General features: G+C 41.0%; 43 protein-coding genes, 1 rRNA gene and 1 pseudogene. 2 read left to right on the forward strand and 43 right to left on the reverse strand.

The features are described from left to right. Together IEO70_RS09450 and IEO70_RS09455 are read right to left on the reverse strand one after the other, a co-directional pair. Nucleotides 1–72, reverse strand: a 16S ribosomal RNA gene (locus tag IEO70_RS09450); the annotation flags it as partial. A 341-nt stretch (nt 73–413) separates the two neighbouring features. Beyond that, complete coding sequence (locus tag IEO70_RS09455; protein WP_190998137.1) at nt 414–632, reverse strand: hypothetical protein; 219 nt, start codon at nt 630–632, stop codon at nt 414–416. 125 nt (nt 633–757) lie between these two features. On the opposite strand from IEO70_RS09455, the gene IEO70_RS09460 reads away from it, so the two are divergent. Continuing rightward, nucleotides 758–1,510, forward strand: coding sequence for a polysaccharide deacetylase family protein (locus tag IEO70_RS09460; protein ID WP_190998202.1), 753 nt, complete (start codon nt 758–760; stop codon nt 1,508–1,510). A 189-nt stretch (nt 1,511–1,699) separates the two neighbouring features. On the opposite strand, the gene IEO70_RS09465 is transcribed toward IEO70_RS09460, so the two are convergent. Continuing rightward, nucleotides 1,700–2,326: a KinB-signaling pathway activation protein gene (locus IEO70_RS09465; protein WP_190998138.1), complete on the reverse strand. Its 627-nt coding sequence runs from the start codon at nt 2,324–2,326 to the stop codon at nt 1,700–1,702. Nucleotides 2,327–2,468: 142 nt separating this feature from the next. Here IEO70_RS09465 and gerD point away from each other — a divergent pair, with 142 nt between their 5' ends. Next, the gene (gene gerD, locus IEO70_RS09470; protein WP_190998139.1) at nt 2,469–3,131 is read left to right on the forward strand and encodes a spore germination lipoprotein GerD; all 663 of its coding nucleotides are present in this window, start codon (nt 2,469–2,471) and stop codon (nt 3,129–3,131) included. Between the two features lie 44 nt (nt 3,132–3,175). Here gerD and IEO70_RS09475 read toward each other — a convergent pair whose 3' ends face one another. The 40 genes and pseudogenes from IEO70_RS09475 to rpsJ form a co-directional block, all read right to left on the reverse strand. Beyond that, entirely contained in the window at nt 3,176–4,234 is a 1,059-nt protein-coding gene (locus IEO70_RS09475) for an Mrp/NBP35 family ATP-binding protein (protein ID WP_190998203.1), read from the reverse strand. 98 nt (nt 4,235–4,332) lie between these two features. Beyond that, nucleotides 4,333–5,052, reverse strand: a complete 720-nt coding sequence (gene cwlD / locus IEO70_RS09480; RefSeq protein ID WP_190998140.1) for an N-acetylmuramoyl-L-alanine amidase CwlD — start codon at nt 5,050–5,052, stop codon at nt 4,333–4,335. A gap of 62 nt (nt 5,053–5,114) precedes the next feature. After that, nucleotides 5,115–5,561: a DUF2521 family protein gene (locus tag IEO70_RS09485; RefSeq protein ID WP_190998141.1), complete on the reverse strand. Its 447-nt coding sequence runs from the start codon at nt 5,559–5,561 to the stop codon at nt 5,115–5,117. Nucleotides 5,562–5,757: 196 nt separating this feature from the next. Continuing rightward, nucleotides 5,758–6,039, reverse strand: a pseudogene (locus IEO70_RS09490) (group II intron reverse transcriptase/maturase); the annotation flags it as partial. A gap of 653 nt (nt 6,040–6,692) precedes the next feature. Further along, a complete protein-coding gene (gene rpsI / locus IEO70_RS09495; protein ID WP_190998142.1) occupies nt 6,693–7,085 on the reverse strand; it encodes a 30S ribosomal protein S9 in 393 nt (130 codons plus the stop codon). Nucleotides 7,086–7,106: 21 nt separating this feature from the next. Then, complete coding sequence (gene rplM, locus IEO70_RS09500; protein WP_190998143.1) at nt 7,107–7,544, reverse strand: 50S ribosomal protein L13; 438 nt, start codon at nt 7,542–7,544, stop codon at nt 7,107–7,109. 207 nt (nt 7,545–7,751) lie between these two features. Beyond that, the gene (gene truA, locus IEO70_RS09505) at nt 7,752–8,495 is read right to left on the reverse strand and encodes a tRNA pseudouridine(38-40) synthase TruA (RefSeq protein WP_190998144.1); all 744 of its coding nucleotides are present in this window, start codon (nt 8,493–8,495) and stop codon (nt 7,752–7,754) included. A 12-nt stretch (nt 8,496–8,507) separates the two neighbouring features. Next, nucleotides 8,508–9,305, reverse strand: coding sequence for an energy-coupling factor transporter transmembrane component T family protein (locus tag IEO70_RS09510; RefSeq protein WP_190998145.1), 798 nt, complete (start codon nt 9,303–9,305; stop codon nt 8,508–8,510). Continuing rightward, entirely contained in the window at nt 9,299–10,171 is an 873-nt protein-coding gene (locus IEO70_RS09515) for an energy-coupling factor ABC transporter ATP-binding protein (RefSeq protein WP_190998146.1), read from the reverse strand. The genes IEO70_RS09510 and IEO70_RS09515 overlap by 7 nt, the downstream gene beginning before the upstream one ends. Then, nucleotides 10,147–10,986: an energy-coupling factor ABC transporter ATP-binding protein gene (locus IEO70_RS09520; protein ID WP_190998147.1), complete on the reverse strand. Its 840-nt coding sequence runs from the start codon at nt 10,984–10,986 to the stop codon at nt 10,147–10,149. Before IEO70_RS09520 ends, IEO70_RS09515 begins: the two co-directional genes overlap by 25 nt. Before the next feature lie 377 nt (nt 10,987–11,363). Further along, entirely contained in the window at nt 11,364–11,726 is a 363-nt protein-coding gene (gene rplQ, locus IEO70_RS09525; RefSeq protein WP_190998148.1) for a 50S ribosomal protein L17, read from the reverse strand. A 46-nt stretch (nt 11,727–11,772) separates the two neighbouring features. Further along, nucleotides 11,773–12,717: a DNA-directed RNA polymerase subunit alpha gene (locus IEO70_RS09530; protein ID WP_190998149.1), complete on the reverse strand. Its 945-nt coding sequence runs from the start codon at nt 12,715–12,717 to the stop codon at nt 11,773–11,775. Nucleotides 12,718–12,892: 175 nt separating this feature from the next. Next, a complete protein-coding gene (gene rpsK, locus IEO70_RS09535) occupies nt 12,893–13,282 on the reverse strand; it encodes a 30S ribosomal protein S11 (protein WP_190998150.1) in 390 nt (129 codons plus the stop codon). Between the two features lie 26 nt (nt 13,283–13,308). Further along, complete coding sequence (rpsM, locus tag IEO70_RS09540) at nt 13,309–13,674, reverse strand: 30S ribosomal protein S13 (protein ID WP_190998151.1); 366 nt, start codon at nt 13,672–13,674, stop codon at nt 13,309–13,311. Between the two features lie 21 nt (nt 13,675–13,695). After that, the gene (gene rpmJ, locus IEO70_RS09545) at nt 13,696–13,809 is read right to left on the reverse strand and encodes a 50S ribosomal protein L36 (protein ID WP_000868344.1); all 114 of its coding nucleotides are present in this window, start codon (nt 13,807–13,809) and stop codon (nt 13,696–13,698) included. Between the two features lie 39 nt (nt 13,810–13,848). Then, nucleotides 13,849–14,067, reverse strand: coding sequence for a translation initiation factor IF-1 (gene infA, locus IEO70_RS09550; protein WP_019244399.1), 219 nt, complete (start codon nt 14,065–14,067; stop codon nt 13,849–13,851). A gap of 78 nt (nt 14,068–14,145) precedes the next feature. Next, a complete protein-coding gene (gene map / locus IEO70_RS09555) occupies nt 14,146–14,892 on the reverse strand; it encodes a type I methionyl aminopeptidase (protein WP_190998152.1) in 747 nt (248 codons plus the stop codon). Nucleotides 14,893–14,894: 2 nt separating this feature from the next. Beyond that, nucleotides 14,895–15,542, reverse strand: a complete 648-nt coding sequence (locus IEO70_RS09560) for an adenylate kinase (protein ID WP_190998153.1) — start codon at nt 15,540–15,542, stop codon at nt 14,895–14,897. A gap of 59 nt (nt 15,543–15,601) precedes the next feature. Further along, complete coding sequence (gene secY / locus IEO70_RS09565) at nt 15,602–16,894, reverse strand: preprotein translocase subunit SecY (RefSeq protein ID WP_190998154.1); 1,293 nt, start codon at nt 16,892–16,894, stop codon at nt 15,602–15,604. Then, complete coding sequence (rplO, locus tag IEO70_RS09570) at nt 16,894–17,334, reverse strand: 50S ribosomal protein L15 (RefSeq protein WP_190998155.1); 441 nt, start codon at nt 17,332–17,334, stop codon at nt 16,894–16,896. The genes secY and rplO overlap by 1 nt, the downstream gene beginning before the upstream one ends. A 33-nt stretch (nt 17,335–17,367) precedes the next feature. After that, complete coding sequence (gene rpmD, locus IEO70_RS09575; protein WP_190998156.1) at nt 17,368–17,550, reverse strand: 50S ribosomal protein L30; 183 nt, start codon at nt 17,548–17,550, stop codon at nt 17,368–17,370. A gap of 14 nt (nt 17,551–17,564) precedes the next feature. After that, nucleotides 17,565–18,065 (reverse strand): 30S ribosomal protein S5, encoded by a 501-nt coding sequence (gene rpsE, locus IEO70_RS09580; RefSeq protein WP_190998157.1) that lies wholly within the window; start codon nt 18,063–18,065, stop codon nt 17,565–17,567. 21 nt (nt 18,066–18,086) lie between these two features. Continuing rightward, nucleotides 18,087–18,449, reverse strand: coding sequence for a 50S ribosomal protein L18 (gene rplR / locus IEO70_RS09585; protein ID WP_190998158.1), 363 nt, complete (start codon nt 18,447–18,449; stop codon nt 18,087–18,089). Nucleotides 18,450–18,482: 33 nt separating this feature from the next. Continuing rightward, on the reverse strand, nt 18,483–19,022 hold the full coding sequence (rplF, locus tag IEO70_RS09590; protein WP_190998159.1) for a 50S ribosomal protein L6: 540 nt from the start codon (nt 19,020–19,022) through the stop codon (nt 18,483–18,485). A 30-nt stretch (nt 19,023–19,052) separates the two neighbouring features. Beyond that, nucleotides 19,053–19,451, reverse strand: coding sequence for a 30S ribosomal protein S8 (rpsH, locus tag IEO70_RS09595; protein WP_050613644.1), 399 nt, complete (start codon nt 19,449–19,451; stop codon nt 19,053–19,055). Nucleotides 19,452–19,481: 30 nt separating this feature from the next. Then, on the reverse strand, nt 19,482–19,667 hold the full coding sequence (locus tag IEO70_RS09600) for a type Z 30S ribosomal protein S14 (RefSeq protein WP_019244389.1): 186 nt from the start codon (nt 19,665–19,667) through the stop codon (nt 19,482–19,484). 24 nt (nt 19,668–19,691) lie between these two features. Continuing rightward, nucleotides 19,692–20,231 (reverse strand): 50S ribosomal protein L5, encoded by a 540-nt coding sequence (rplE, locus tag IEO70_RS09605; protein WP_190998160.1) that lies wholly within the window; start codon nt 20,229–20,231, stop codon nt 19,692–19,694. A gap of 26 nt (nt 20,232–20,257) precedes the next feature. Beyond that, entirely contained in the window at nt 20,258–20,569 is a 312-nt protein-coding gene (gene rplX, locus IEO70_RS09610; protein ID WP_190998161.1) for a 50S ribosomal protein L24, read from the reverse strand. 41 nt (nt 20,570–20,610) lie between these two features. After that, nucleotides 20,611–20,979 (reverse strand): 50S ribosomal protein L14, encoded by a 369-nt coding sequence (gene rplN, locus IEO70_RS09615; protein WP_190998162.1) that lies wholly within the window; start codon nt 20,977–20,979, stop codon nt 20,611–20,613. A gap of 46 nt (nt 20,980–21,025) precedes the next feature. Next, on the reverse strand, nt 21,026–21,289 hold the full coding sequence (rpsQ, locus tag IEO70_RS09620; protein ID WP_190998163.1) for a 30S ribosomal protein S17: 264 nt from the start codon (nt 21,287–21,289) through the stop codon (nt 21,026–21,028). 23 nt (nt 21,290–21,312) lie between these two features. Continuing rightward, on the reverse strand, nt 21,313–21,513 hold the full coding sequence (gene rpmC / locus IEO70_RS09625; protein WP_190998164.1) for a 50S ribosomal protein L29: 201 nt from the start codon (nt 21,511–21,513) through the stop codon (nt 21,313–21,315). Next, a complete protein-coding gene (rplP, locus tag IEO70_RS09630; protein ID WP_190998165.1) occupies nt 21,503–21,937 on the reverse strand; it encodes a 50S ribosomal protein L16 in 435 nt (144 codons plus the stop codon). The genes rpmC and rplP overlap by 11 nt, the downstream gene beginning before the upstream one ends. Nucleotides 21,938–21,939: 2 nt before the next feature. Continuing rightward, nucleotides 21,940–22,596: a 30S ribosomal protein S3 gene (rpsC, locus tag IEO70_RS09635; RefSeq protein ID WP_190998166.1), complete on the reverse strand. Its 657-nt coding sequence runs from the start codon at nt 22,594–22,596 to the stop codon at nt 21,940–21,942. Between the two features lie 3 nt (nt 22,597–22,599). After that, complete coding sequence (rplV, locus tag IEO70_RS09640; RefSeq protein ID WP_190998167.1) at nt 22,600–22,941, reverse strand: 50S ribosomal protein L22; 342 nt, start codon at nt 22,939–22,941, stop codon at nt 22,600–22,602. 17 nt (nt 22,942–22,958) lie between these two features. Continuing rightward, complete coding sequence (gene rpsS, locus IEO70_RS09645) at nt 22,959–23,237, reverse strand: 30S ribosomal protein S19 (RefSeq protein ID WP_190998168.1); 279 nt, start codon at nt 23,235–23,237, stop codon at nt 22,959–22,961. Between the two features lie 60 nt (nt 23,238–23,297). Further along, complete coding sequence (gene rplB, locus IEO70_RS09650) at nt 23,298–24,128, reverse strand: 50S ribosomal protein L2 (protein WP_190998169.1); 831 nt, start codon at nt 24,126–24,128, stop codon at nt 23,298–23,300. A 31-nt stretch (nt 24,129–24,159) separates the two neighbouring features. Beyond that, complete coding sequence (gene rplW / locus IEO70_RS09655; RefSeq protein ID WP_190998170.1) at nt 24,160–24,444, reverse strand: 50S ribosomal protein L23; 285 nt, start codon at nt 24,442–24,444, stop codon at nt 24,160–24,162. After that, the gene (gene rplD / locus IEO70_RS09660) at nt 24,444–25,067 is read right to left on the reverse strand and encodes a 50S ribosomal protein L4 (protein WP_190998171.1); all 624 of its coding nucleotides are present in this window, start codon (nt 25,065–25,067) and stop codon (nt 24,444–24,446) included. Before rplD ends, rplW begins: the two co-directional genes overlap by 1 nt. Before the next feature lie 28 nt (nt 25,068–25,095). Then, nucleotides 25,096–25,725 (reverse strand): 50S ribosomal protein L3, encoded by a 630-nt coding sequence (gene rplC / locus IEO70_RS09665; RefSeq protein ID WP_190998172.1) that lies wholly within the window; start codon nt 25,723–25,725, stop codon nt 25,096–25,098. Nucleotides 25,726–25,758: 33 nt separating this feature from the next. Next, entirely contained in the window at nt 25,759–26,067 is a 309-nt protein-coding gene (gene rpsJ, locus IEO70_RS09670) for a 30S ribosomal protein S10 (protein ID WP_019244375.1), read from the reverse strand. Between the last annotated feature and the right edge of the window lie 426 nt (nt 26,068–26,493).

Genomic DNA, 26,493 nt, shown 5'->3' on the forward strand with positions numbered 1-26,493 from the left:
TGTCCGCTCGACTTGCATGTATTAGGCACGCCGCCAGCGTTCGTCCTGAGCCAGGATCAAACTCTCCAAAAAGTGTTTGATAAAGCTCATAAAATAAAAAGTTTTGTTTCGATCAATGCCGAAACGTTTTATTAGAATTAACGTTGACGTTTTTGTTTTGTTTAGTTTTCAAAGATCAATCCGTTGTTTCAAACAGAAGCTTTTTTATAATAACATTAACTCAATTGTTTGTCAACAACTTTTTTTATTTTCTCCACTTCACTCAGAAGCGACTTTATTAATTTAACATTTCGTGCCGCCTGTGTCAACAACTTTTTTAAGAAGTTTTTTCTTAATTATTTGTTGTATCGCGACGACGTTTATTAATATACCAGCATCTAAAATAGAAGTCAATAACTTTTTCGCAAAAACTTTTAATTAAATTTCCGGCTTCGAACATAACGCGAACACGCTGCCGGACTAGCAAGCTTAGAATATAACTTAAACAGGATACTATAGCGTTCCTCCATAGCCCGCTTAACAATCCCTTCTATTTTCTTATCCTCAAAATCATAAAGAAGCTCATCCATTTCCCGCTTCACCAAATACTCAATTTCCTGCTTTTCAACATCAGTCAATAAAATCCCAAGCATTCTATCACCTCATCTGTACAAATCACTTATATTCTCACCACTATCAGTTCGAATATGTATTTCGCCAGTCATATCTTTTATGTACAAGCATAAAGTGGAATATATAGATGATTGAGGTGATTACATTGAACTTTTTTATAGCGCTCTCTGTGAAAAAAATAAAATTAACACTCTTCATTGTTATGTTGGCATTTTTCACAGCCTGGTTTCTATTCATCCAATATTCAACAGAGACTCCTGTATTTTCGACAAAAGACGGGCCTAAAGCTGTATATCGGGGTGAAAAGAATGTAGCCCTCACCTTCAATATAGGCTGGGGCGATGAAAAGGCAGCTATTATTTTAGAAGAACTGAAGAAGAATGACGTCAAAGCCGCTACCTTTTTCATATCCGGGGCATGGGCAGAACGACATCCGCATCTTGTCGAGAAGATGCTTGAGCAACGGTATGAGATTGGTCTGTTAGGTTACAACTACGTTAATTACGCCAGTGCAGAAAACACGGAAATCACAAAGGATATCATTAAAGGTCGAGAAGCTTTTAAAAAGTTGGGTATTCAAGAAGTAAAATACCTCCGTTCACCAACCGGCCACTTCGATAAACGCCTCTTAGACGTGAGCGAGCAATTCGGCTACACAATTGTCCATTGGAGTGTTGATTCCAAAGACTGGACCAATCCGGGAATCAACAAAATCATCAGCAATATAAAAGATGTAAAGGAAGGCGACATTTTATTATTTCATGCCTCTGATTCCGCTCAACAAACCGCTGAAGCCATCCCTGATATCTTGAAGACAATTCGCGATAAAAATCTAAAAATGGTCACTGTCTCGCAGATGGTCTCCAATTCGTCCGTCAGAACAGAAGAAATTAAGTAAGGCACAAAAGCGCAAGCGCCCTGTTTAGCACCGTATGAACTGGTGACCACCGACCGAGAGACGATATACTTTTTTAAATGATACTCAATGTGAAATTTTATAATGTCCTAAAGCATGAAAAAAGCGACAGTTCATGAAACTGTCGCTTCAACCTTACAGAACACTTGTTCTCACACCGTTGAAATTTCATTATCTTGCCGTCACTTGTTTCTTCTCAATCTCACGCGCAATTCTCTCATTGATTTTATGTAATGTCAGAAGTTGATAGCTATTGCAAATCAAAAGCGGCCACAACATGAAATATAGCCATCCTTGGTCGTTCTCAACTAAAACCGGTACCCACTGTAAAACTGTAAAAACGGTCATAAAAAACAGAGCCGGAATAAACGCTTGACTATTTGTCTGTTTCATTTTCACGTATGCAACTAAAAGACCAACAGCCAATACAAGTCCGGCTAAACCGATGTACGGCATTAAACCTTCTCCCTCATTGAAGGCATTATAACGCAAGTAAATTAAATCAAATAACACAAATACTATCAGGACAATTTGCACTCCGCTCCACATATTCTTAAAAATGCTAATCCCAAAGCGATGGATTGTTAAATACGCAAAGAAGCTCATCTGACTGATGACACTAAAAATTAATCCGACACCCATCAGCCATACGAATGTCGATAAAATCTCCATTACATTTCCGGCCTCAAACAGCGGATCGAATTGCTCCCACCTTACCAAAAAGCCAACAATACCTGCTGATACTCCCCCTATTAACAAGGTAGAGAAAAATAAGCGTACCAATTGACGACTATTCACTGACCGTTCCCCCAATAATTGTACTTTTAGGGTAATTGTACCAATATAAAAGAGGAATTTCTACAAAATATCTAAACGAGGCATAAAGTTCAAAATTCTGCCCAACTTAACAGTAGAACTAGAATTGAAGGGAAATTCCGTTATGAAGAAACAAATGTTGTTCACTCTCCTCCTATTCATCCTCCTTACAGCATGTTCGAATGGCAACCCCTCCGGTACGCAAGACAGTCAATACGAAGTAACAAAACAACTTGTCATCGATCTGCTGAAAACAGATGAAGGAAAAGCTACGTTAGCTGAACTACTAGCTGATAAGGAACTGAAGGAGCAGTTAGTTATTGAGCAAGATATTATTAAGACCTCCATCGAAGAGAATTTGACATCCAAGCAAGCCATGTCTTTTTGGAAAGAAGCATTTAAGGATCCGACTTTCGCTGCTGCTTATGCCAAAAGCTTAGAAGCTGCCCACAAACAGTTGCTAATCGATTTAATGGAAGATGCGCACTACCGAAAACTTCTTTTAGAGGTCATGCAAGATCCAAAGATGGAAAAAGAAATTACTAAAGTTATTCAAAGCAGCGATATTCGGGAAGAAATAAAAAATGCAATCATTGAAACCTTTAGCAGCCCTTTAGTACAAGCAAAACTGCAATCTATAATCTCACAGTCCGGTGGTGCATCCTCAGAATCACAGAGCGACAGCGAATCCAGCCAGACTGATACAGGCAGCGGAGGCGGAAATGGCGGCGGAGAATCCGGTGGCCAAGGCGGGGAATCCGGCGGCAGCTCAAGTAACACCCCGTAAAAATAGAAAGAAGACCCGTCCCATACTGGCAGGTCTTCTTTTCTTTATTTCTCAATAATTGCAATTACTTTCTTAGCAATATCTTTATAAATTTGCCCTAATTTATGATCTTCTTCATAAATAGACGGAGCAAAATCTTCTTCATTCCAGTCCGGCTGTTGCAATGGCAACTGACCCAGCAATTCTGTCTGAAGTTCTTCAGCTAATTTTTGTCCTCCACCTTGACCGAATACATACTCTTTCTCTTTTGTAACCTTACTTTCAAAGTAGGACATATTCTCGATGACACCAATTACTTCGTGTTCTGTTCGGATTGCCATCGCACCCGCTCTAGCTGCTACAAAAGCCGCCGTTGGATGCGGAGTAGTTACGATGATTTCTTTACATGCCGGCAGCATATTGTGCACATCTAATGCTACGTCTCCTGTTCCCGGAGGAAGATCCAGCAATAAGTAGTCCAATTCTCCCCATTCAACTTCTGTAAAGAAATTGTTCAGCATCTTTCCAAGCATCGGTCCGCGCCATATAATCGGTGCATTGTCTTCTACAAAGAAGCCCATTGAAATGACTTTGACGCCAAAACGTTCAACAGGGATAATTCTTTCACCTCGCACAACCGGGCGTTTTGTGATACCCATCATATCCGGTACACTGAAGCCGTATATATCCGCATCAACAAGCCCGACTTTTTTGCCCAAACGAGCAAGGGATGTTGCCAAGTTTACAGATACCGTCGACTTGCCGACACCGCCTTTACCGCTGGCGATGGCAATAAACGTTGTCTTGCTAGTAGGTGATAATAGACCTAAACCATCTTCAGGAGCATTGCTTCCACGGTATTTTTCCAGTTCCTCTTCAGAAAGCGCGCCAAATCGGATCCCAACCGATTCAAAACCTGCTTTTTTCAGCAAATCAACGACTTTCATTTGCAATTGTAACTGTTCCGGAGTGCCTGTTTTTGCAATATTGATTTTTACGCTTATATGATTTTTCTCAGGCTTTATTTTAACTTCTTGAATTCCGTTCGTTTCTTGCAAACCTTTATGTAGAAAAGGGTCTTGCAGGGCCCCTAACAGCTCTACTACTTGTTGTTCCGTCATTATTGAATAGCACCTCTCTTGAATTCATTCTCATCTTTAAGTATATCATAACTGTCCAAAATGAATGTTAATTCAAGATTTTCAGATAAAAGGTAAGCAAGTTAATTTTCTTCTTCCTCATCTATCGGTTCTTCTGTAAAAAAGCGCATAACGCCTTTATAAACCGAAACGGCTATTTTATCTTGATATTCTTCGCTCGCTAGTTCTTGCCTCTCTCTAGCATTCGATAAAAAACCTACCTCCACAAGTGCACCAGGCTTTTTAGCATGCTTCAATACATAGACGTGATCAATCGGCTTTGCCACCCTCTTTGTATTTTCGAGGTTTTTTTTCAACTCTTCCTGTATAAAGGTTGCCGCCCACTTATTCTCTTTATAGCGCAGTGTATAGAAAGTCTGCGCACCGCTTGAGCTTGAGGATGGAAATGCATTTAAATGAATGCTTAAAAATAAGTCCGCTTCCGACTCATTAATCATCTCCAGCCGTTTTTTCAGGTCTGCGGTTTTTCGGGCTCGGTATCCTTCTACATCCCCTGCTAAGTCACTATCTTCCTCTCTCGTCATAATAACTAAAGCACCCTGCTCCTGCAGATAATCTCTTAACATTCTCGAAATCGAAAGAGCTATATCTTTTTCCACTACACCATCCACAACCGCTCCGCCGTCCGGGCCTCCATGACCGGGATCAATAATAATCACCTTTCCCGCTAACGGCAAATTCCAGGCTTTCCACGAATATTCTTCAAGTAGTTGAAATGTAAAAATCAAAAATAACGATACAATCGCAATCGCCAAACCTGTGTACTTCAGTCTGCTCCACATACCCCTTCCCTCCTACTCATCCTACAATAACCTTATGGGACGAGCAGAGCTTTTAGAACCTTTTAATGCAAGCGAAGCTTGTGCCGTTTAGCGCCTTTTGCAAAACCGTCCCGCCACCAGCAATCCACATATCCTTCGCATTGGTAATACAAAGATTCATTATACAAATCATAATCGCTGACTTTTCCCCAGTACAAAATAAAATTAAACAGTGTATCAATTAAGTGCTTTTCTTCAGAAAAACATCTCGACTTCACCTCTTCGATTGACTCACCATATAGACCGAATTTACTGAAGTTCGCACCCAGCAAATAAGATTCAATGGCTACATCATAGCACCCTTCTTCAAGCACTTGTGAAAAAGCAACCCCTAAGGAATGCTTATTGTTAAAAAATAATTGAAAGCGTTCCTTTAACATTTTTGGGGTTATTTCCTTCAATACTTTCCGTTCATATTTCAATTGTTTATCTCTTCGTTTTTCCTTAAACGTCAATATCACATTATCCAAAACTTCACCTCATTCAAGGCTTTCCTTCATTCAGCATACACTCATTTCATTTATCGATGAGCTACCTATAGTTTTCGATGAAAAGCCAGGTGCAATTCTTCCTATTTCTGTGTTCTTTGTTAAACCATATATAGTATAAATATAATGCTTATTCCCTCTAAAAAATCAGAACTTAATTTACTTTTCTGTCTAAACCGAGTACTTGGGCAATTGTTTGTTGAATCAAACGGTCTGTCACAGTTGGAATACCTAATAGCCGAATGCCGCCGTCAGGTTTCGGGATTTCGACTCTGCGGACTGGCTTCAGTTCATAGGCACCTTCGAGAATAGCCTCTCTGATGGATGTCCAATTTTCGATGATGTGCTGTCGTAGGATTTGTACGGGCATCATATCTACTCCGTGGCTTCCTTTGTTCTGTTCCACTCGTTTGAGTGCGAGAAGCATATTTTCCCGTGACAGAATTTGATTCAAAAACATCGTTCTTACTTCCTTCCGTGAATAGTTTATCTTCTTATGCCAGTTGTCACTCCATCCTCCGAGAAGTCCCCCACGGGATTCACCGCTTCCTCCTTCAAGTGAGGTATCTAACGTTTTCTATGGTCACAGTGACAAACTGAATGCCAAGGACTATTCTCTCTTAATTGTTCGGTCCTTCCGGATGGTTCTAGACCCATCCGTACTATGACCTCTGCTGACTTCTGATGGTTCAGCTGCTTATCGCTAAGCAGGTTATGAAGGGTACTTCACGTTTCCATCAGAGCTCCCCGGGTAAGAGTGCAATCTTTCTTTCCATCTATCTGCTTCATTTACTCTGTATCACCTTCGGCAGAAAGGACTTTGTTTTGTTAAGCAAACTCATCCAATGATACTTAGCCTTCTATGAAGTTCGTGTTCCTCAGACCGGAAGTTTGCCGCCCGCTTCCTTCAGATTCCGCGTCACCACGGACACCCTTGCGTTAAGCTAACTGTTACTTCTGCCTTCACAGCTCGGGACTTTCACCCTATAGATTGCACCCATGCCGGGCGCACTTAAAGAGCCTATGTCCCATCTGGGGTGCATAGGCTCTTTAAATACAAAAAAGACTCCCAAACCAAAATGGTTTGAGAGCCTTGAAACGGTAATATAAAAATTAACGTTTTGAGAACTGAGGCGCGCGACGAGCACCTTTAAGACCGTATTTTTTACGCTCTTTCATACGTGCATCACGAGTTAAGAAGCCTGCAGATTTAAGTGCTGGACGGTATGCAGGATCAGCTTGAAGTAAAGCACGTGCAATACCGTGACGGATTGCACCAGCTTGACCAGTGAAGCCACCGCCAGATACGTTTACAAGCACATCGTAGTTTCCAGTAGTTTCTGTAGCTACTAATGGTTGTTTTACAACTAAAATAAGAGTATCGAATGGGAAATATTCATTAATATCACGGTCGTTAATGATAATACGTCCTTCGCCTGGTACTAAACGTACGCGAGCTACTGAACTTTTACGACGACCTGTTCCATAATATTGAACTTGTGCCAAGATAGTTACCTCCTTTTAAAATTATCCGCGTAATTCGTATACTTCTGGTTTTTGAGCTTGTTGATTGTGCTCAGCGCCAGCATATACGTGTAATTTTTTAAACATTTGACGTCCAAGAGAGTTCTTTGGAAGCATACCTTTAATAGCAAGCTCTAACATTTGCTCAGGGTATTTAGTTTTCATTTCTAATGCTGTTCTTTCTTTCAATCCACCTGGGTGCATTGTGTGACGACGATAGATTTTGTCAGTCAACTTTTTACCTGTTAAGTGAATTTCTGAAGCATTGATAATAATTACATGATCACCAGTGTCAACGTGCGGTGTGAATGTCGGTTTATTTTTACCACGTAAGATAGATGCTACTTCGCTAGCAAGACGACCTAATGTTTGGCCTTGTGCGTCGATCACATACCATTTACGCTCGATTTCATTTGCTTTCGCCATGAATGTCGTACGCATTATTTTACCTCCTAATAATTTAAGAAAAATTAGTTTATTTATTTACAATCACGAAAAACTCTTCCGGGGCTCATCGTGGGATTAAATAAAATACATACCATATTATATTAACTATTATAGGTGTGATTGTCAAGATAATGTTCTTCAAATTTAACCCTTCTTACAGATGGTGGAAAGCCCTTTGTGATATAAATCAATTTCATCACGCTATTTATTCAGATAATATACTTCCTTTAAATAAAGTCCTTGTGGTGGTGCAGTCTTACCGGCTGCGCTACGGTCACGTGCTGCTATAATGCCGGCCATTTCTTCCGGCTCTCGTTTACCTGAGCCGATTTCGATCAGCGTACCAGTTAATATCCGTACCATATTGTACAAAAATCCATTGCCTGTATACGTGAGCGTCAACAGATCGCCTGCCTGCACACAATCAATCGAATGGATAGTACGGACTTTGTCTTTCACATCTGTATTGGCTGCACAGAAACTCGAGAAATCATGTGTGCCTAGCGCATATCCAATAGCCTTTTTAATCCTTCCGACATCAATCGGATACGGATAATGAAATGCATGGTGGCGCATGAGCGGATTTCTAATCTTACTCAGTTGAATCTCATATTTATAGGTTTTTCCTTCGGCGTCATATCTCGCATGAAAATTTTCGGAAACGGGTTCAGCTGACAAGACAGCAATATCTTTCGGCAGCATTGCATTCATTGCCTGGACCCACCTGTCGGCAGGAATGTCCAAATGCGTATCAAAGTGTATAACCTGCCCAAGCGCATGCACACCTGCATCTGTCCGGCCGGATGCCACAACCTTTACAGCCTTCTTATGCATCTTTTCCAAAACAGCCTCAAGCTCACTCTGAATGGTGCGCTTGTCCACTTGGACTTGATAGCCGGAAAATAACGTTCCATCATACGAAATGATACATTTCATTCGTTGCATCTTACATAACTCCTACATTCTGAAATAAAAAAGAATAATTGACAATACAGCTAGCGATAACATTAGCAGCGTATCGGCCAAGTTCCATTTTAACTGACGATATTTCGTTCTTCCTTCGCCTCCGCGATAGCCTCTTGCCTCCATTGCGGTTGCTAACTCTTCAGCCCGTTTAAAAGAGCTGACGAACAATGGAACGAGCAAAGGTACAATAGCTTTAATGCGTTCTTTAATCGGCCCTGTCGAAAAATCAACGCCTCTTGCTGCCTGCGCCTTCATGATCTTTGATGTTTCCTCAAGCAAAGTCGGAATGAAGCGGAGCGAAATGCTCATCATTAACGCCAGCTCATGAACCGGCATTTTCAGTTTCTTGAACGGGTTCAGCAAACTCTCCAAGCCGTCTGTTAATGTGATTGGTGTTGTTGTAAGCGTCAATAAAGTCGTGATCAATATCAAATACGTAAAGCGCAAGGAAATATATATCCCTTGTCGCAACCCGCCTTCATAAATTTGCAACCAGCCAAAGTCCCATAACACATCTCCCTCTTTTGTGAAAAACACATGCAGAAAGAAAGTGAATAAGATTAAGAATAAGACAGGCTTCAATCCATTTATAATGAATCGTAACTGGATTTTAGACAGATACACAAGAATTAAGGTGTACAAACCTAAAATAGCGTACGTGATCGTATTATTAGCAATAAACACGATACAAACAAAAAGAAAAACAAGCAGCAATTTCGAACGGGGATCCATTCGATGCAGCACTGAATTCGCGGGCACGTAGCGTCCGATCAGCATGCTCTCTAGCATATAGAAGACCCCCTTTTCAGCACTTCAGCTACTTCAGCTGCCAATGACTCTATCGATAAGCAAGGCCTGTCAAAACGGTAGCCGGCCTCTTTCTGAAGAAGCAATTGAAAGCGAACAGTCTCTGGTACATCCAAGCCAATCTCGAGCAACTGCTCCGGTTGAGAGAAAATATCGAGAGGCGCACCTTTTTTAAAAACCGTTCCTTCTCGCATAACGATAATCTCATCTGCATAAACAGCGGCGTCTTCCATACTGTGCGTAACTAAAATGGTTGTTAAGTTTTTCTCTTTATGCAGTGAAGCAAATAAGTCCATAATCTCACTGCGTCCACGCGGATCCAATCCTGCTGTCGGCTCATCAAGTACAATCACTTCGGGCTCCATCGCTAATACTCCTGCGATTGCTACCCGCCGCATTTGTCCTCCCGACAAGTCAAATGGTGATTTTTGTAAAATATCCTCAGATAACCCAACCAGACCGATTACTTGGCGAGCTATTTTCTTCGCTTCTGCTTCTTGTACACCGAAGTTCATAGGACCGAAGCAAATATCTTTTTCAACTGTTTCTTCAAATAGCTGATGTTCCGGAAACTGAAATACAATGCCTACTTTTTTTCGAATTGGCTTCAGATCCTTCTGCTTCTTGTTTGCTGAGATAACACGATCTCCGATTTGTACTTCGCCTCTTGTCGGACGCAAAAGTCCATTCAAATGCTGCAGCAACGTTGATTTGCCGGACCCCGTTTGTCCGATCACCGCATAGTATTTACCGGATGCAAGTTCGAGATTGACATCATGAATCGCCATCCGTTCAAAAGGTGTATTCATTTGATAGCGATATTCTACTTCTCGGAATTCAATGCGCATAGCTCTTTCACCAACTGTTCAAATAATAAATGTCGACCGGATATCGGCACGTGCTGATCATATAGTGCCTTAGAAAGTTTTATAGCAAAAGGAATATCCAAACCGATAGCAGAAAGCTCTTCATCCAACCTGAAGATATCAGCCGGTTTCCCCTCTCTATACACCTTTCCTTTATTCATGACAATGATGCGGTCTGCCTGTGCTGCTTCATTCAAATCATGAGTAATCGAAACAACCGTAATCTTTTGAACTTCCCTCAACCGTCTCACAAGCTCGATTAACTCTTCTCTGCCCCGAGGATCAAGCATGGAGGTTGCCTCATCGAGAATTATGATGCTCGGCTGCAGGGCCAGTACTGAGGCAATCGCCACTCTCTGCTTTTGCCCTCCCGAAAGATGGTGCGGCTCTTGATCGAGAAATGCTTCCATTTTGACGCTTTCCAAAGCCCAATGCAGCCTTTCGACCATAACTTCACGGGGAATCCCGTTATTTTCTAAACCAAAAGCCACATCATCTTGAACAGTTGTTCCCACAAACTGATTATCCGGATTTTGAAAGACCATACCTACTTCTTTTCTAATATCCCAGACCGTCTCGTTCGTTAGCTGTAGTCCATTTACATATATTTCGCCCGACTCTGGGAAATGCAGTCCGTTTAGCAGCTTCGCCAACGTTGACTTTCCGGAACCGTTATGACCGACTATTGCAAGCCATTCCCCTTCCATAATGGAAAGAGAGACATCCGTCAGCGCTTGTTCTGCTTGTCCATCATATGTAAACGAAACATGATTCACTTTCATTAATTCCTTGCTCATGCAAGCACCTCCGTATTTATAGCTCTGCACATCGTCATAAGTCCCTAATTAGAAGTGTATAACGCTTTTCATCAGCTCGTCCAGAAACTTCTATTATTTTATGTATATTAAAAAACGCTGCACCCCCCCTAAAGGAAACCAAAAGTTCCTTAGCGAAAATAGCAGCGTATACCCTTAGCTTATTTAGCAAAAGCGAGGAGGGGTGCGAGAGCTAGACGTGAAGCACGGATAAAGATTGTGCAGCCATCGTAACACTCTAATTGCGTATTTCTCATTACAATCACTGTCAATTTAGAAAATTGGCAGAATGTTAATTGTAAAAAAAGGGCAAGAACACGTTAGTTCTAAACTGTCCCCACCCTTTTTGGAAAATATAATTAAACTAACTCGATAACTACCATTGGAGCTCCGTCACCACGACGTGGACCCATTTTCATGATACGAGTGTAACCGCCTTGGCGATCTTCGTAACGAGGTGCGATATCGCTGAATAATTTTTGAAGTGCGTCTTGACCAGATTCCTCATTAGCAACTTCTTTGCGGATGAATGCTGCTGCTTGACGACGAGCGTGCAAGTCACCACGTTTACCAAGAGTGATCATTTTTTCCACTACAGAACGAAGCTCTTTTGCTTTAGCTTCAGTAGTTTCGATACGCTCGAAAACGATTAGGTCAGTAGCCAAATCACGAAGTAATGCTTTACGTTGAGAACTAGTGCGTCCTAACTTTCTGTAACCCATTGAAAGTTTCCCTCCTTTGTTGAAATTATTATCTATAAATGCTTAATTAGTCGTCTTTACGAAGACCTAATCCAAGCTCATCTAGTTTTGCTTTAACCTCTTCAAGAGATTTGCGTCCTAGATTACGTACTTTCATCATATCTTCTTCTGTTTTATGAGCAAGCTCTTGAACAGTATTGATTCCAGCACGCTTTAAGCAGTTGTAAGAACGAACAGAAAGGTCTAGTTCTTCGATAGTCATCTCTAGAACTTTTTCTTTTTGATCTTCTTCTTTTTCAACCATAATTTCAGCATTTTGTGCTTCATCAGTAAGACCAACGAAGATATTTAAGTGCTCTGTTAAAATCTTAGATCCTAATGCAATTGCTTCTTTTGGACCAGTGCTTCCATCAGTCCAAACATCAAGCGTAAGCTTATCGTAATTTGTCATTTGCCCTACACGTGTGTTTTCAACTTGATATGAAACACGTGCAACAGGAGTATAAATAGAGTCGATTGGAATCACACCTATTGGCTGATCATCACGTTTGTTTTGTTCAGCTGGTGTATAGCCACGTCCGCGACGAGCAGTTAATCTCATGCGTAGATGGCCGCCTTTACCAATAGTAGCAATGTGCAAATCTGGATTTAGAATTTCCACGTCGCTGTCATGTGTAATATCAGCAGCAGTGACTACTCCTTCACTCTGTACATCAATTTCAAGCGTCTTCTCTTCATCAGAGTAGATTTTTAGCGCTAATTTCTTAACGTTAAGAATAATAGAAGTTACATCTTCTACTACGCCTTCAATTGTTGAGAACTCATGTAGAACTCCATCTATTTGAATAGATGTGACAGCTGCACCTGGCAGTGAAGATAATAAAATACGACGAAGGGAGTTCCCTAAAGTTGTACCATATCCACGCTCAAGCGGCTCGACGACGAATTTTCCGTACTTGGTGTCATCGCTGATTTCAACCGTTTCGATTTTTGGTTTTTCTATTTCGATCATCACTAAACCCTCCTTCAAAACGTCAAAACCTCGGTTAGTATATTAGTTAGGTTCTAACCGAAATTCCCCCATGTAATTGTTCTCGACTATGCGCAACAACTAATTAATCATCTGCAAACATAATAATGTATCATAACCCATTATAGACGAAAGATACTAGTTTTATACAGAAAAATTATACACGGCGACGTTTTGGTGGACGGCATCCGTTATGCGGAACTGGAGTTACGTCTTTAATAGCTGTAACTTCTAATCCAGCAGCTTGAAGAGCACGAATAGCAGCTTCACGACCTGAACCAGGTCCTTTAACTGTAACTTCAAGAGTTTTTAAACCGTGTTCCATTGAAGCTTTAGCTGCAGTTTCAGCTGCCATTTGAGCTGCGAATGGAGTAGATTTACGAGAACCTCTGAAGCCTAGTGCACCGGCACTTGACCATGAAATTGCATTTCCGTGAGTGTCAGTGATAGTAACAATAGTGTTGTTGAATGTTGAACGGATATGTGCAACACCAGCTTCAATATTCTTTTTCACACGACGTTTACGAGTGTTTGTTTTACGAGCCATGAATAGTAACCTCCTTTACAAATTAATTATTTTTTCTTGTTCGCTACTGTACGACGAGGTCCTTTACGTGTACGAGCGTTGTTTTTAGTATTTTGACCACGAACAGGTAGTCCACGACGGTGACGAAGACCGCGGTAGCAGCCGATTTCCATTAAACGTTTGATGTTTAATGAGATTTCACGACGAAGGTCACCTTCAACTTTTAATGAATCGATCGCTTCACGGATTTTGTTTAATTCATCTTCCGTTAAGTCGCGAGCGCGTGTATCTTCAGAGATACCAGTTTCAGCTAAGATTTTTTGAGCTGTAGCTTTACCGATACCGTAGATATATGTTAATGAAATGACAATACGTTTGTCACGTGGAATATCAACACCAGCAATACGTGCCATAGGTGTGCACCTCCTCTTTAATTAGCCTTGTTTTTGTTTATGTTTAGGGTTTTCACAAATAACCATTACTTTGCCTCGTCTGCGGATAACTTTACACTTTTCGCAGATAGGTTTAACTGATGGTCTCACTTTCATGTACCTAACCTCCTTAGATCAATCGGAGTGTAACTCAGATTATTTGAATCTGTAAGTGATTCGTCCGCGAGTTAAGTCATACGGTGAAAGCTCAACAGTCACTTTATCACCAGGCAGAATGCGAATAAAGTGCATGCGTATTTTGCCGGATACGTGAGCTAATATAGTATGACCGTTTTCTAATTCTACCTTGAACATTGCGTTTGGCAGCGTCTCAGTGACAGTGCCTTCAATTTCAATTACATCATCTTTAGCCATTGATGTCGTCTCCCTTCTCTTAAGACAAATTCGCCTTATTGATTATATCCATTCAACACAGTTTTCTACATAGGAAGCTTAAATCTTCGTTAATATTTCAAACCCGGATTCAGTGATAGCTATTGTATGTTCGAAGTGTGCGCACATTTTCCCGTCTTGAGTAACGACAGTCCAGTTATCCTTTAAAGTTTTCACATATCTGCTTCCTGCATTCACCATTGGTTCGACAGCAAGCACCATGCCAGGCTTTAAACGAGGACCTTTGTTCGGCGGACCGTAGTGAGGAATTTGTGGATCCTCATGTAAGTCTTGGCCGACACCATGACCGACATACTCTCTAACAATAGAGAATTTGTTTGCCTCAACATATGTTTGAATGGCATGGGAGATATTTGAAAGTCGCGCGCTAGGCTTTGCTTCTTCCAAACCTCTATATAAAGACTCTTCCGTTACATCCAAAAGTCTTTGCGTTTCTTCATCAATCACTCCAACAGCATACGTCCAGGCTGAGTCGCCGTGATAACCTTGGTACTTGGCACCAATGTCGATGGAGATAATATCTCCTTCTTTTAAAACACGTGAACCAGGGATCCCATGAACAAGTTCTTCATTTACTGAAGCACATATGCTGCCGCGAAATCCATTATACCCTTTAAATGAGGGAATTGCATCATGTTTACGAATAAAGCTTTCTGCAATCGTATCCAGCTCTTTTGTCGTAATGCCCGGTACAATATGCTTCTTCAATTCTTCATGAGTTAAAGCAACAATTTTCCCAGCTTGACGCATTATATCAATTTCGCGTGGGGTTTTACAAATAATCATACTTATAAGCCCCCAAGAAGTTTTTCAATATCTTCGAACACAACGTTAATATCTTGTTGTCCGTTAATATTGCGAAGAGTGCCTTTATCTTCGTAGAAGGATAAAAGCGGCTTAGTTTGTGCAAGATTTACTTCTAAGCGGTTTTGAACCGTTTCAGCATTATCATCTGCACGTTGGTAAAGCTCTCCGCCACAGCGTGTACATACACCTTCTTGAGCAGGTGGGTTAAACACCAGGTGGTAAGTTGCTCCACACTCTTTGCAAATACGTCTTCCAGTCAGTCTTTCCATTAAAATGTCTTGATCTACATCTACGTTAATTACGTAGTCAATCGGACGACTTAATTCAGAAAGCATTTCATCAAGTGCAGCCGCCTGAGCCACTGTACGAGGGAAACCGTCTAAAAGGAATCCTTTTTCGCAATCATCTTTGCTTAATCGATCTTTTACAATGCCGATTGTTACCTCATCAGGTACCAATGCGCCTTTGTCCATGAAAGACTTCGCTTGTAAGCCTAGTTCCGTTCCTTCTTTAATAGCAGCACGGAACATATCTCCAGTTGAGATATGAGGGATGTTATATTTTTCTACAATTTTTTCAGCTTGAGTGCCTTTACCGGCACCAGGAAGCCCCATAAGAACTAGATTCATTTATCTTCCCCCTCAAACTCCATAATGGGTGTTGGGAACATCGTTTGTTCCCAAACCTATTATTTAATAAAACCTTTGTAATGACGTTTCACAAGTTGTGCTTCTAATCCCTTCATCGTTTCTAAGGCAACCCCTACGACGATGATCAAAGAAGTTCCGCCGATTTGCACCGATTGCGGAAGACCCGCAATATTGATGAAAAATACAGGAAGAACAGCTATGACAGCTAAGAAAATAGAACCGACAAATGTTAAACGCGACAATACACGTTTTAAATACTCTTCAGTATTTTTACCCGGACGAATACCAGGTACGTAACCGCCTTGTTTCTTTAAGTTCTCTGCAACTTGTTCAGGGTTAACTTGAACAAACGCATAGAAATAAGAGAAAGCGATGATTAATGCTACATACAGAATCATACCTATTGGTTGAGTATAATCGAAAGTTTTAATAATCCATTCAGTCACACTGTTTGATTCAAAGAAACCAGCTATGATAGGTGGAGTCATGATAAACGATACTGCAAAGATTACCGGGATTACACCCGCAGCATTTACTTTTAACGGTAAGTGCGTTGATTGTCCTCCAATTTGATTGCGGCCTGCAGTACGTTTAGCATACTGAATCGGTATTTTACGCAGTGCTTGTTGGATGAATATAACACCAACGATCATTGCAATTACGGCAAGTACGATAAGAACGACGATCACTATACGCATAAATAGTTGATCTCCAGCATTTTCAAGCTGTTGAGCATAAATCTGATTTACCATATTCGGTATACCGGCAATGATCCCAGCGAAGATAATGATTGAGATTCCGTTCCCTACGCCTTTAGCTGTAATTTGCTCCCCTAGCCACATTAGGAATGCCGTTCCAGCAGTTAGTACCGTAGCGATCAACAAGTAAGTCGCGATGCCCGGATTTGTAATAAGCGTTCCATTAGCCATACTATTAAATCCGATTGACATACCGATTGCTTGAATGAAGCCTAGCACTATTGTCCCATAGCGGGTAAACTGAGCTAATTTACGACGACCAACTTCACCTTGCTTAGACCATTCCGTAAACTTCGGCACAACATCCATTTGCAAAAGCGAAATGATGATGGATGCCGTAATATAAGGCATGATGCCCATAGCAAGGATGGAGAAGTTTTGTAAAGCTCCTCCACCAAATGTATTCAGAAGACCGAATACACCTAATTCATCTTGAGCTTTAAAAAAGTCAGCATTCACATGTGGTACTGGGATAAACGTACCAATGCGGAATACGATGAGCATTAATAACGTAAAGAAGATCTTGTTTCGTATTTCAGCCACGCGCATAAAATTGGAGATTGTCCGAAACATTAAATCACCTCAGTTTGACCGCCAGCAGCTTCAATTGCTTCTTTCGCAGCAGAGGAGAATTTGTGAGCTTTGACAGTAAGTTTTTTCTCTAATTTACCGTTAGCAAGAATTTTGATTCCAGCACGCTCTTTTTTAACAACACCAGCTTCGATTAGAAGAGCTGGAGTTACTTCTGTTCCGTCTTCGAAAACGTTAAGAGTTGAAAGGTTAACGACTGTGTAATCTTTACGGTTGATGTTCGTGAAACCGCGTTTTGGTAAACGACGGAATAATGGTGTTTGACCACCTTCGAACCCTAGACGTACACCGCCACCTGAACGAGCATTTTGACCTTTGTGACCTTTACCAGCTGTTTTACCATTACCAGTACCGATACCGCGACCTTTACGTTTACGTTCTTGACGAGAACCTTCTGCAGGTTTTAATTCATGAAGTTTCATTTGGGCACCTCCTTGTTAAGAGAAAAAGTTTAATTATTGTTCTTTGACAGTAACAAGATGAGAAACCTTATTAATCATACCGCGGATAGCAGCATTATCATCTAGAACAACTGTTTGATGCATTTTACGTAAACCAAGAGTGTTTACTGTTACGCGTTGGTCGTTCGGACGACCGATTAAGCTACGAGTAAGGGTAATTTCTAATTTCTTTGACATTGATATTCCCTCCCTTAACCTAACAGTTCTTCTACTGATTTACCACGTAATTTAGCTACGTCTTCAGCACGTTTTAATTGTTTTAATCCGTCCATAGTAGCACGAACCATGTTAATAGGCGTGTTAGAGCCTAGTGATTTTGAAAGAATGTCACCAACACCAGCTAATTCAAGAACCGCACGAACTGGTCCACCAGCGATAACTCCTGTACCTTCAGCAGCAGGTTTTAAAAGAATTGAACCTGCACCGAATCCTCCAAGAACTTCGTGAGGGATACTTGTATTAACCATTGGTACTGTGATTAAGTTTTTCTTAGCATCTTCGATAGCTTTGCGGATAGCATCTGGTACTTCTTGAGCTTTACCAGTACCGAAACCAACGTGACCATTTTTGTCACCTACAACTACTAACGCAGTGAAACGGAAACGACGTCCACCTTTCACAACTTTAGCTACACGGTTAACTGTAACTACGCGTTCTTCTAGTTCTAATTTATTAGGATCAATACGACGCATTGTTTTGTCCCTCCTTATCCATTAAAATTCTAAGCCGTTTTCGCGAGCAGCATCAGCTAATGCCTTCACACGACCATGGAAAAGGTAACCTCCGCGGTCAAAAACCACAGATGTATAACCTTTTTCAACTGCGCGTTTAGCAATTGTTTCGCCGACTTTTTGAGCTGCTTCAATGTTGCTAGTGCTTTCAACGTTAACATCTTTGTCTAAAGTTGAAGCACTTGCAAGAGTTACGCCGTTCACATCGTCAATTAGTTGCGCATAAATGTGCTTATTTGAACGGAACACATTTAAACGAGGACGAGCTTCAGTTCCAGACAGTTTAGCACGAACGCGTGCGTGTCTTTTTTGACGAACTGCATTTTTATCAAGCTTCGTGATCAATTTACGTCACTCCTTTCATTTACTTATGCAAACTTACTTACCAGTTTTACCTTCTTTACGACGTACAAATTCACCTTCGTAACGAATACCTTTACCTTTGTATGGCTCTGGCGGACGAACGTCACGGATATTAGCTGCTAATGCACCTACGCGCTCTTTGTTCGCACCTTTTACGATGATTTTAGTGTTAGAAGGAACTTCGATTTCGATACCTGCTTCAGGTTCGATTTCAACCGGGTGAGAGTACCCAACGTTAAGAACAAGTTTAGTACCTTGTTTTTGAGCACGGTAACCTACACCGATAAGTTCTAGACCTCTTTCGAAGCCTTTAGACACACCTTCAACCATGTTAGCTAGTACAGCACGAGTTGTACCATGGATTGTACGGTGTTCTTTAGAATCAGAAGGACGAGTTAATGTGATCACGTTCTCTTCTTGAGTGATAGTAATTTCAGGATTGAAAGTACGAGATAACTCGCCTTTTGGTCCTTTTACGATAACATTGTTGTTCGCATCAATTGTTACAGTAACGCCTGATGGAATTTCAATAGGTTTTTTACCTACACGAGACATTTAGTGCACCTCCATTCGTGAAAAAATTTATTACCAAACGTAAGCTAGTACTTCTCCGCCAATTTTCTTAGCGCGAGCTTCTTTATCAGTGATTACACCTTGAGAAGTTGAAACGATAGCGATACCTAAACCGTTTAATACGCGTGGAACCTCTCCAGCTTTTGCATAAACACGTAGTCCAGGTTTACTAATACGTTTAAGACCAGTAATTACACGTTCATTATTTGAACCGTATTTTAAGAAGATACGGATAATACCTTGCTTGTTGTCTTCGATAAGTTCTACATCACGGATGAAGCCCTCACGTTTCAAGATTTCAGCAACATCAGTTTTAATCTTAGAAGCAGGAAGCTCAAGCTTCTCGTGACGCACCATGTTCGCGTTACGAATGCGAGTAAGCATATCTGCAATTGGATCTGTCATGACCATTTAATTTTACCTCCTTCCCAAAATCGGGTTTTACCAGCTAGCTTTCTTCACGCCAGGAATTTGTCCTTTATATGCAAGTTCACGGAAACAAATACGGCAAAGCTTAAATTTACGGTATACAGAGTGCGGGCGACCACAGCGCTCACAACGTGTATATTCTTGTACTTTAAACTTTTGAGTGCGCTTTTGTTTCACGACCATTGATTTTTTAGCCACGTTTACGCCTCCCTTTATTTTTGATTACTTTTGGAATGGCATTCCGATTTGAGTAAGCAATTCACGTGCTTCTTCATCAGTGTTTGCCGTCGTAACGATTACGATGTCCATTCCACGAACTTTACTTACTTTATCGTAGTCAATCTCAGGGAAGATTAGTTGTTCTTTTACACCAAGAGTGTAGTTTCCACGACCATCAAATGATTTCTTAGAAACACCACGGAAGTCACGTACACGTGGTAAAGAAATTGATACTAACTTGTCTAGGAATTCATACATGCGCTCACCGCGAAGAGTTACTTTCGCACCGATTGGCATGCCTTCACGAAGACGGAAGCCAGCAATTGATTTTTTCGCTCTAGTTACAACTGGTTTTTGACCAGTTACTAGGCTTAATTCTTCCACTGCATTGTCAAGAGCTTTAGCATTTGCTACAGCATCACCTACACCCATGTTGATAACAATCTTCTCAACTTTAGGAGCTTGCATTACAGATGTATAATTAAACTTGCTCATAAGAGCAGGAACGATTTCTTTTGTATATTTTTCCTTTAGGCGGTTCATGTATTGTACCTCCCTTCATTAATTACTTATTTATCTAAGGATTCACCAGATTTTACAGAAACGCGTACTTTTTTACCGTCTACTGTTTTGTAGCCAACACGTGTTGGAGCTCCAGTTTTAGGATCTAGAGGCATAACGTTTGATACGTGGATAGCAGCTTCTTGGCTAATAATTCCTCCTTGAGGGTTAGCTTGAGAAGGTTTTGAATGCTTCTTCACGATATTTACACCTTCAACCAATACACGGTTTTTCTTCGGGTAAGCTTCAAGGATAACACCTTGTTTGCCTTTATCCTTACCAGAGATGACTACTACTTTGTCACCTTTTTTAACATGCATGTGTTTCGCACCTCCTTGAAAGGCCTTTACAGGTTTTTACATTACAGTACTTCTGGAGCAAGTGATACGATCTTCATGAAGTTGTTGTCACGAAGTTCACGAGCAACTGGTCCGAAGATACGAGTCCCACGAGGACCTTTGTCGTCTTTGATAATTACACAAGCGTTCTCATCAAACTTGATGTAAGAACCATCGTTACGACGTACACCAGATTTAGTACGCACAACTACAGCTTTAACTACATCACCTTTTTTAACAACGCCACCAGGTGTTGCTTGTTTTACAGTACATACGATGATATCACCGATGTTTGCAGTTTTACGGCCTGAACCGCCAAGAACTTTAATTGTTAAAACTTCACGAGCACCTGAATTGTCAGCAACTTTTAGACGTGATTCTTGTTGAATCATGTACGAGACCTCCTTTCGGAATTTACTTTATCCGAACAGAATATAATTAGATGATAACAGCTTTTTCTACTACTTCAACTAGACGGAAGCGTTTAGTTGCAGATAGAGGGCGAGTTTCCATGATTTTCACGATATCGCCGATTTTCGCTGCGTTTTGCTCATCGTGAGCTTTGAACTTTTTAGTGTACTTTACGCGTTTACCGTATAGTTTGTGCGTTTTGTACGTTTCTACTTGAACTGTGATCGTTTTATCCATTTTGTCAGATACTACGCGTCCAGTGTAGACTTTGCGTTGGTTACGTTCACTCATTTCCGCAAACCTCCTCTCGATTATTAATTGTTGGCACTGATCTCTCTTTGACGAACAACAGTTTTCATACGAGCGATCGATTTGCGCACTTCGCGAATACGTGCAGTATTTTCAAGTTGTCCAGTAGCTAACTGGAAACGAAGGTTGAATAACTCTTCTTTTAGCGATTTTACTTTTTGTTCAATTTCAGCAGTGGTTAGGTCTTTAATTTCATTAATTTTCATTTGATTCACCACCATTTTCTTCTCGTTTCACGAACTTACATTTTACTGGAAGTTTGTGTGATGCAAGACGTAATGCTTCACGAGCAACCTCTTCAGATACACCAGAGATTTCAAACATTACTTTACCAGGTTTAACAACAGCTACCCATCCTTCAGGAGCACCTTTACCAGAACCCATTCGGACTTCTAGAGGTTTAGCAGTGTATGGTTTGCTTGGGAAGATTTTGATCCAAACTTTACCGCCACGTTTCATGTAACGAGTCATTGCGATACGAGCAGCTTCGATTTGACGGTTAGTGATCCATGAAGCTTCTAGAGCTTGGATACCGTATTCTCCGAAGTGTACTTCTTTACCGCCTTTAGCTTGGCCTCTCATTTTGCCGCGGTGTTCACGACGATATTTAACGCGTTTTGGCATTAACATGATTATTTTCCTCCTTCCTCGGATTTCTTCTTAGTAGGAAGGACTTCTCCACGATAGATCCATACTTTAACACCAAGCTTACCGTAAGTAGTGTCAGCTTCAGCATGAGCATAGTCTATATCAGCGCGAAGTGTGTGAAGTGGAACAGTTCCTTCGCTGTATTGTTCTGAACGAGCGATATCAGCGCCACCAAGACGACCAGATACCATTGTTTTGATACCTTGCGCACCAGCACGCATTGTGCGTTGGATTGCTTGTTTTTGAGCACGACGGAAAGATACACGATTTTCTAATTGACGAGCGATGTTCTCTGCAACTAGTTTCGCGTCAAGATCCGCTTTCTTAATTTCAATGATGTTGATGTGTACACGTTTACCAGTTAACTGGTTTAAAGCTTTACGTAGAGCTTCTACTTCAGTACCACCTTTACCGATAACCATTCCTGGTTTCGCAGTGTGAACAGAAACGTTGATGCGGTTAGCAGCACGTTCGATTTCAACCTTAGATACAGAAGCATCATTTAAACGTTGCGCGATGTATTCACGAACTTTTAAGTCTTCATGTAAAAGATTTGCGTAGTCTTTGTCAGCGTACCATTTTGATTCCCAATCACGGATGATCCCGACACGCAAACCGATTGGATTTACCTTTTGACCCACAGATTATCCCTCCTTCTTTTCTGATAAAACGATTGTAATATGACTAGTACGTTTGTTGATCGCACTCGCACGACCCATAGCGCGAGGACGGAAACGTTTTAAAGTTGGTCCTTCGTTCACGTATGTTTCAGCAACTACTAAATTATTTACGTCCATTTCGTAGTTGTGTTCAGCGTTTGCCATAGCAGATTTTAATAATTTCTCTACTACTGGAGATGCTGCTTTTGGTGTGTGGCGAAGGATTGCGATCGCTTCTCCTACTTGCTTACCTCTGATAAGATCGATTACTAAACGAACTTTACGAGGCGCAATGCGAACTGTATTAGCAACAGCTTTTGCTTGCATGAGATGCCCTCCTCTCATTAACGTCTTGTTTTCTTGTCATCACTTGCGTGACCTTTGTAAGCGCGCGTTGGTGCGAACTCACCTAACTTGTGACCTACCATATCTTCCGTTACGTATACAGGAACATGTTTACGTCCATCATAAACAGCGATTGTGTGACCGATGAATTGTGGGAAGATAGTAGAACGACGAGACCAAGTTTTTACTACTTGTTTCTTGTCAGCTTCATTTAACTTCTCGATTTTAACCATTAAATGATCATCAACAAAAGGTCCTTTTTTTAGGCTACGACCCATGGGTGTACCTCCCTTCGTGATTGTCCTACGGTTCGGTTGTTGAACCGTAGCTCAACCCCGTTATTTTTTAGAACGACGAACGATAAATTTGTCGGATTTGTTTTTCTTCTTACGTGTTTTAGCACCAAGAGTTGGTTTGCCCCATGGTGACATTGGTGATTTACGTCCGATTGGAGAACGACCTTCACCACCACCGTGTGGGTGATCAACTGGGTTCATTACAGATCCACGAACAGTTGGGCGTTTGCCTAACCAACGAGAACGACCTGCTTTACCGATGTTGATAAGTTCGTGTTGCTCGTTACCAACTTGACCTACAGTAGCACGGCAAGTAGCTAGGATCATACGAACTTCACCAGAGTTAAGGCGTACTAATACGTAGCGTCCTTCTTTACCAAGTAATTGTGCAGAAGTACCAGCTGAACGTACAAGTTGGCCACCTTTACCAGGTTTTAACTCGATGTTGTGAATTACAGTACCTACTGGAATGTTTTGAAGTGGTAGTGCGTTACCTACTTTGATGTCAGCCTCAGCGCCTGACATGATCTCCATACCTACTTCTAGGCCTTTAGGAGCTAGGATATAACGTTTTTCACCATCCACATAGTTAATCAATGCGATGTTTGCTGAACGGTTTGGATCATACTCAATAGTAGCAACGCGTCCTGGTATACCATCTTTATTGCGTTTGAAGTCAATAATACGGTATTGACGCTTGTGGCCGCCACCTTGATGACGAACAGTTAACTTACCTTGGTTATTACGACCGCCCTTTTTGTGTAAAGGAGCTAATAGTGACTTTTCTGGAGTGCTAGTAGTGATCTCAGCGAAATCAGAAGCAGTCATATTACGTCGACCATTGGAGGTAGGTTTATACTTTTTAATCGCCATTGTTTTCCCTCCTTCTACTAATTAATAAAGCTTACGCTTCAAAAATCTCGATATCTTTACTATCTTGTGTTAGTGTAACAATCGCTTTACGGCGCTTGTTTGTATAGCCTGCATGACGTCCCATGCGTTTGAATTTACCTTTATAGTTCATGATGTTAACTTTTTCAACTTTAACGTCAAAGATTTCTTGAACAGCATCTTTAACTTGAGTTTTGTTAGCTTTTACATCAACTTCAAAAGTGTATTTCTTTTGAGCCATTGCGTCAGCAGAAGCCTCAGTGATTACAGGGCGCTTAATGATATCACGTGCATCCATTATGCAAGCACCTCCTCTACTTTTTCAACAGCTGATTTAGTGATGATTAGCTTGTTGTGAGATACTAAATCTAACACGTTTAAGCCGTTAGCGTCAACAACTGTAACTCCAGGGATGTTACGAGCTGATAATGCTACGTTATCATTCACTACATCTGTTACGATAAGTGCTTTAGTGTCTACAGATAATCCTTTTAAGAACGCTACCGCTTCTTTAGTTTTTGGAGCTTCGAAAGATAAGCTGTCAATTACTAAGATGTTCTCTTCTACTACTTTAGAAGCTAAAGCAGATTTAAGAGCTAAGCGACGTACTTTCTTAGGAAGTTTGTAGCTGTAAGATCTTGGTTGTGGTCCGAATACAGTACCACCGCCACGCCATTGTGGAGAGCGGATAGAACCTTGACGTGCACGACCAGTACCTTTTTGACGCCATGGTTTACGTCCACCGCCTGATACTTCAGAACGATTTTTTACTTTGTGAGTACCTTGACGTAATGAAGCGCGTTGCATAACGATTGCTTCGAATAATACGCTTTGGTTAGGTTCAATACCAAAAATAGACTCAGCTAGCTCGATTTCGCCAACTTTAGCGCCTTTTTGGTCAAATAATGTAACTTTAGGCATTTTCTAATGCTCCTCCTTTCTTGTTAACTTATTTTGCTTTAACCGCACTTTTAACTTTGATTAGAGATTTTTTCGCACCAGGTACGTTACCTTTAATCAATAGTAAGTTACGCTCAGCGTCAACTTTAACAATTGTTAAGTTTTGAACAGTGATTTGATCTCCACCCATACGTCCAGGTAATAATTTACCTTTGAATACACGGTTTGGAGCAACAGGACCCATTGAACCAGGGCGACGGTGGTAACGAGAACCGTGAGACATTGGTCCGCGAGATTGTCCGTGGCGTTTGATTGAGCCTTGGAAACCTTTACCTTTTGATACACCTGTTACATCAACTACATCGCCTTCAGCGAAAATATTAACTTGGACTTCTTGACCAACCTCATATTCATCAAGGTTAACTCCGCGGAATTCGCGAATGAAGCGCTTAGGTGCAGTGTTTGCTTTTGCTACGTGTCCTTTTTCAGGTTTGTTAGCTAATTTTTCACGTTTGTCAGAGAAACCGATTTGGATTGCTTCGTAGCCATCGTTTTCGATTGTTTTCTTTTGAAGAACAACGTTTGAACCAGCTTCAACAACTGTTACAGGGATTAATTCACCGTTTTCAGCAAATACTTGCGTCATACCGATTTTTCTTCCTAAGATTCCTTTGGTCATAAGTCACACCTCCTGATAATGTTTTATTTATGATTACAATTTGATTTCGATATCAACGCCAGATGGCAGATCTAAACGCATTAATGAATCAACAGTTTGTGGTGTTGGATTCACGATGTCGATTAGACGTTTGTGAGTACGCATCTCGAATTGTTCACGAGAATCTTTGTACTTATGAACTGCACGTAGGATCGTATATACTGATCTTTCTGTTGGTAATGGAATCGGACCAGATACAGCAGCACCAGAACGTTTTGCAGTTTCAACGATTTTCTCAGCAGATTGATCAAGGATACGGTGATCATATGCTTTTAAACGAATACGAATCTTTTGTTTTGCCATTATTTTCCCTCCTTTTCGCCTATTTTTCTAAATAGACATTACTCCGCGGAAATTTCCTTACACTCGCCATGGCAAAGCGGCCGGGTGTATCAGCAACCTCCCGCATCATCGCGGCCAAAGACCAACATTGTCTATTATACAGAACTTCAAATCAAAATGCAACCCATTTTTATTTCTGAACATGTTCTGTAGCACACTTTTTCTATTATACATAGTAAACGACTTTTTTTCAAGCTGTAGTTATCAGCTGGCAATTGTTTATTAAAACTCCAGCAAGTAACTGCTCGATGAGTCTTGCTATTCAATCGTAGAGTTCTATCTCGCTGCTTAGTTAATAATAGAAGAAACTCGTCATTTACTTACCTATGCTCTTATAACTTATCGTTTCTCAAGCTTTATGATTATATCATAGAAAATAAAAAAAGC

The sequence above is a fragment of the Peribacillus faecalis genome (assembly GCF_014712675.1).
GTDB classification, from domain to species: domain Bacteria; phylum Bacillota; class Bacilli; order Bacillales; family DSM-1321; genus Bacillus_AD; species Bacillus_AD faecalis.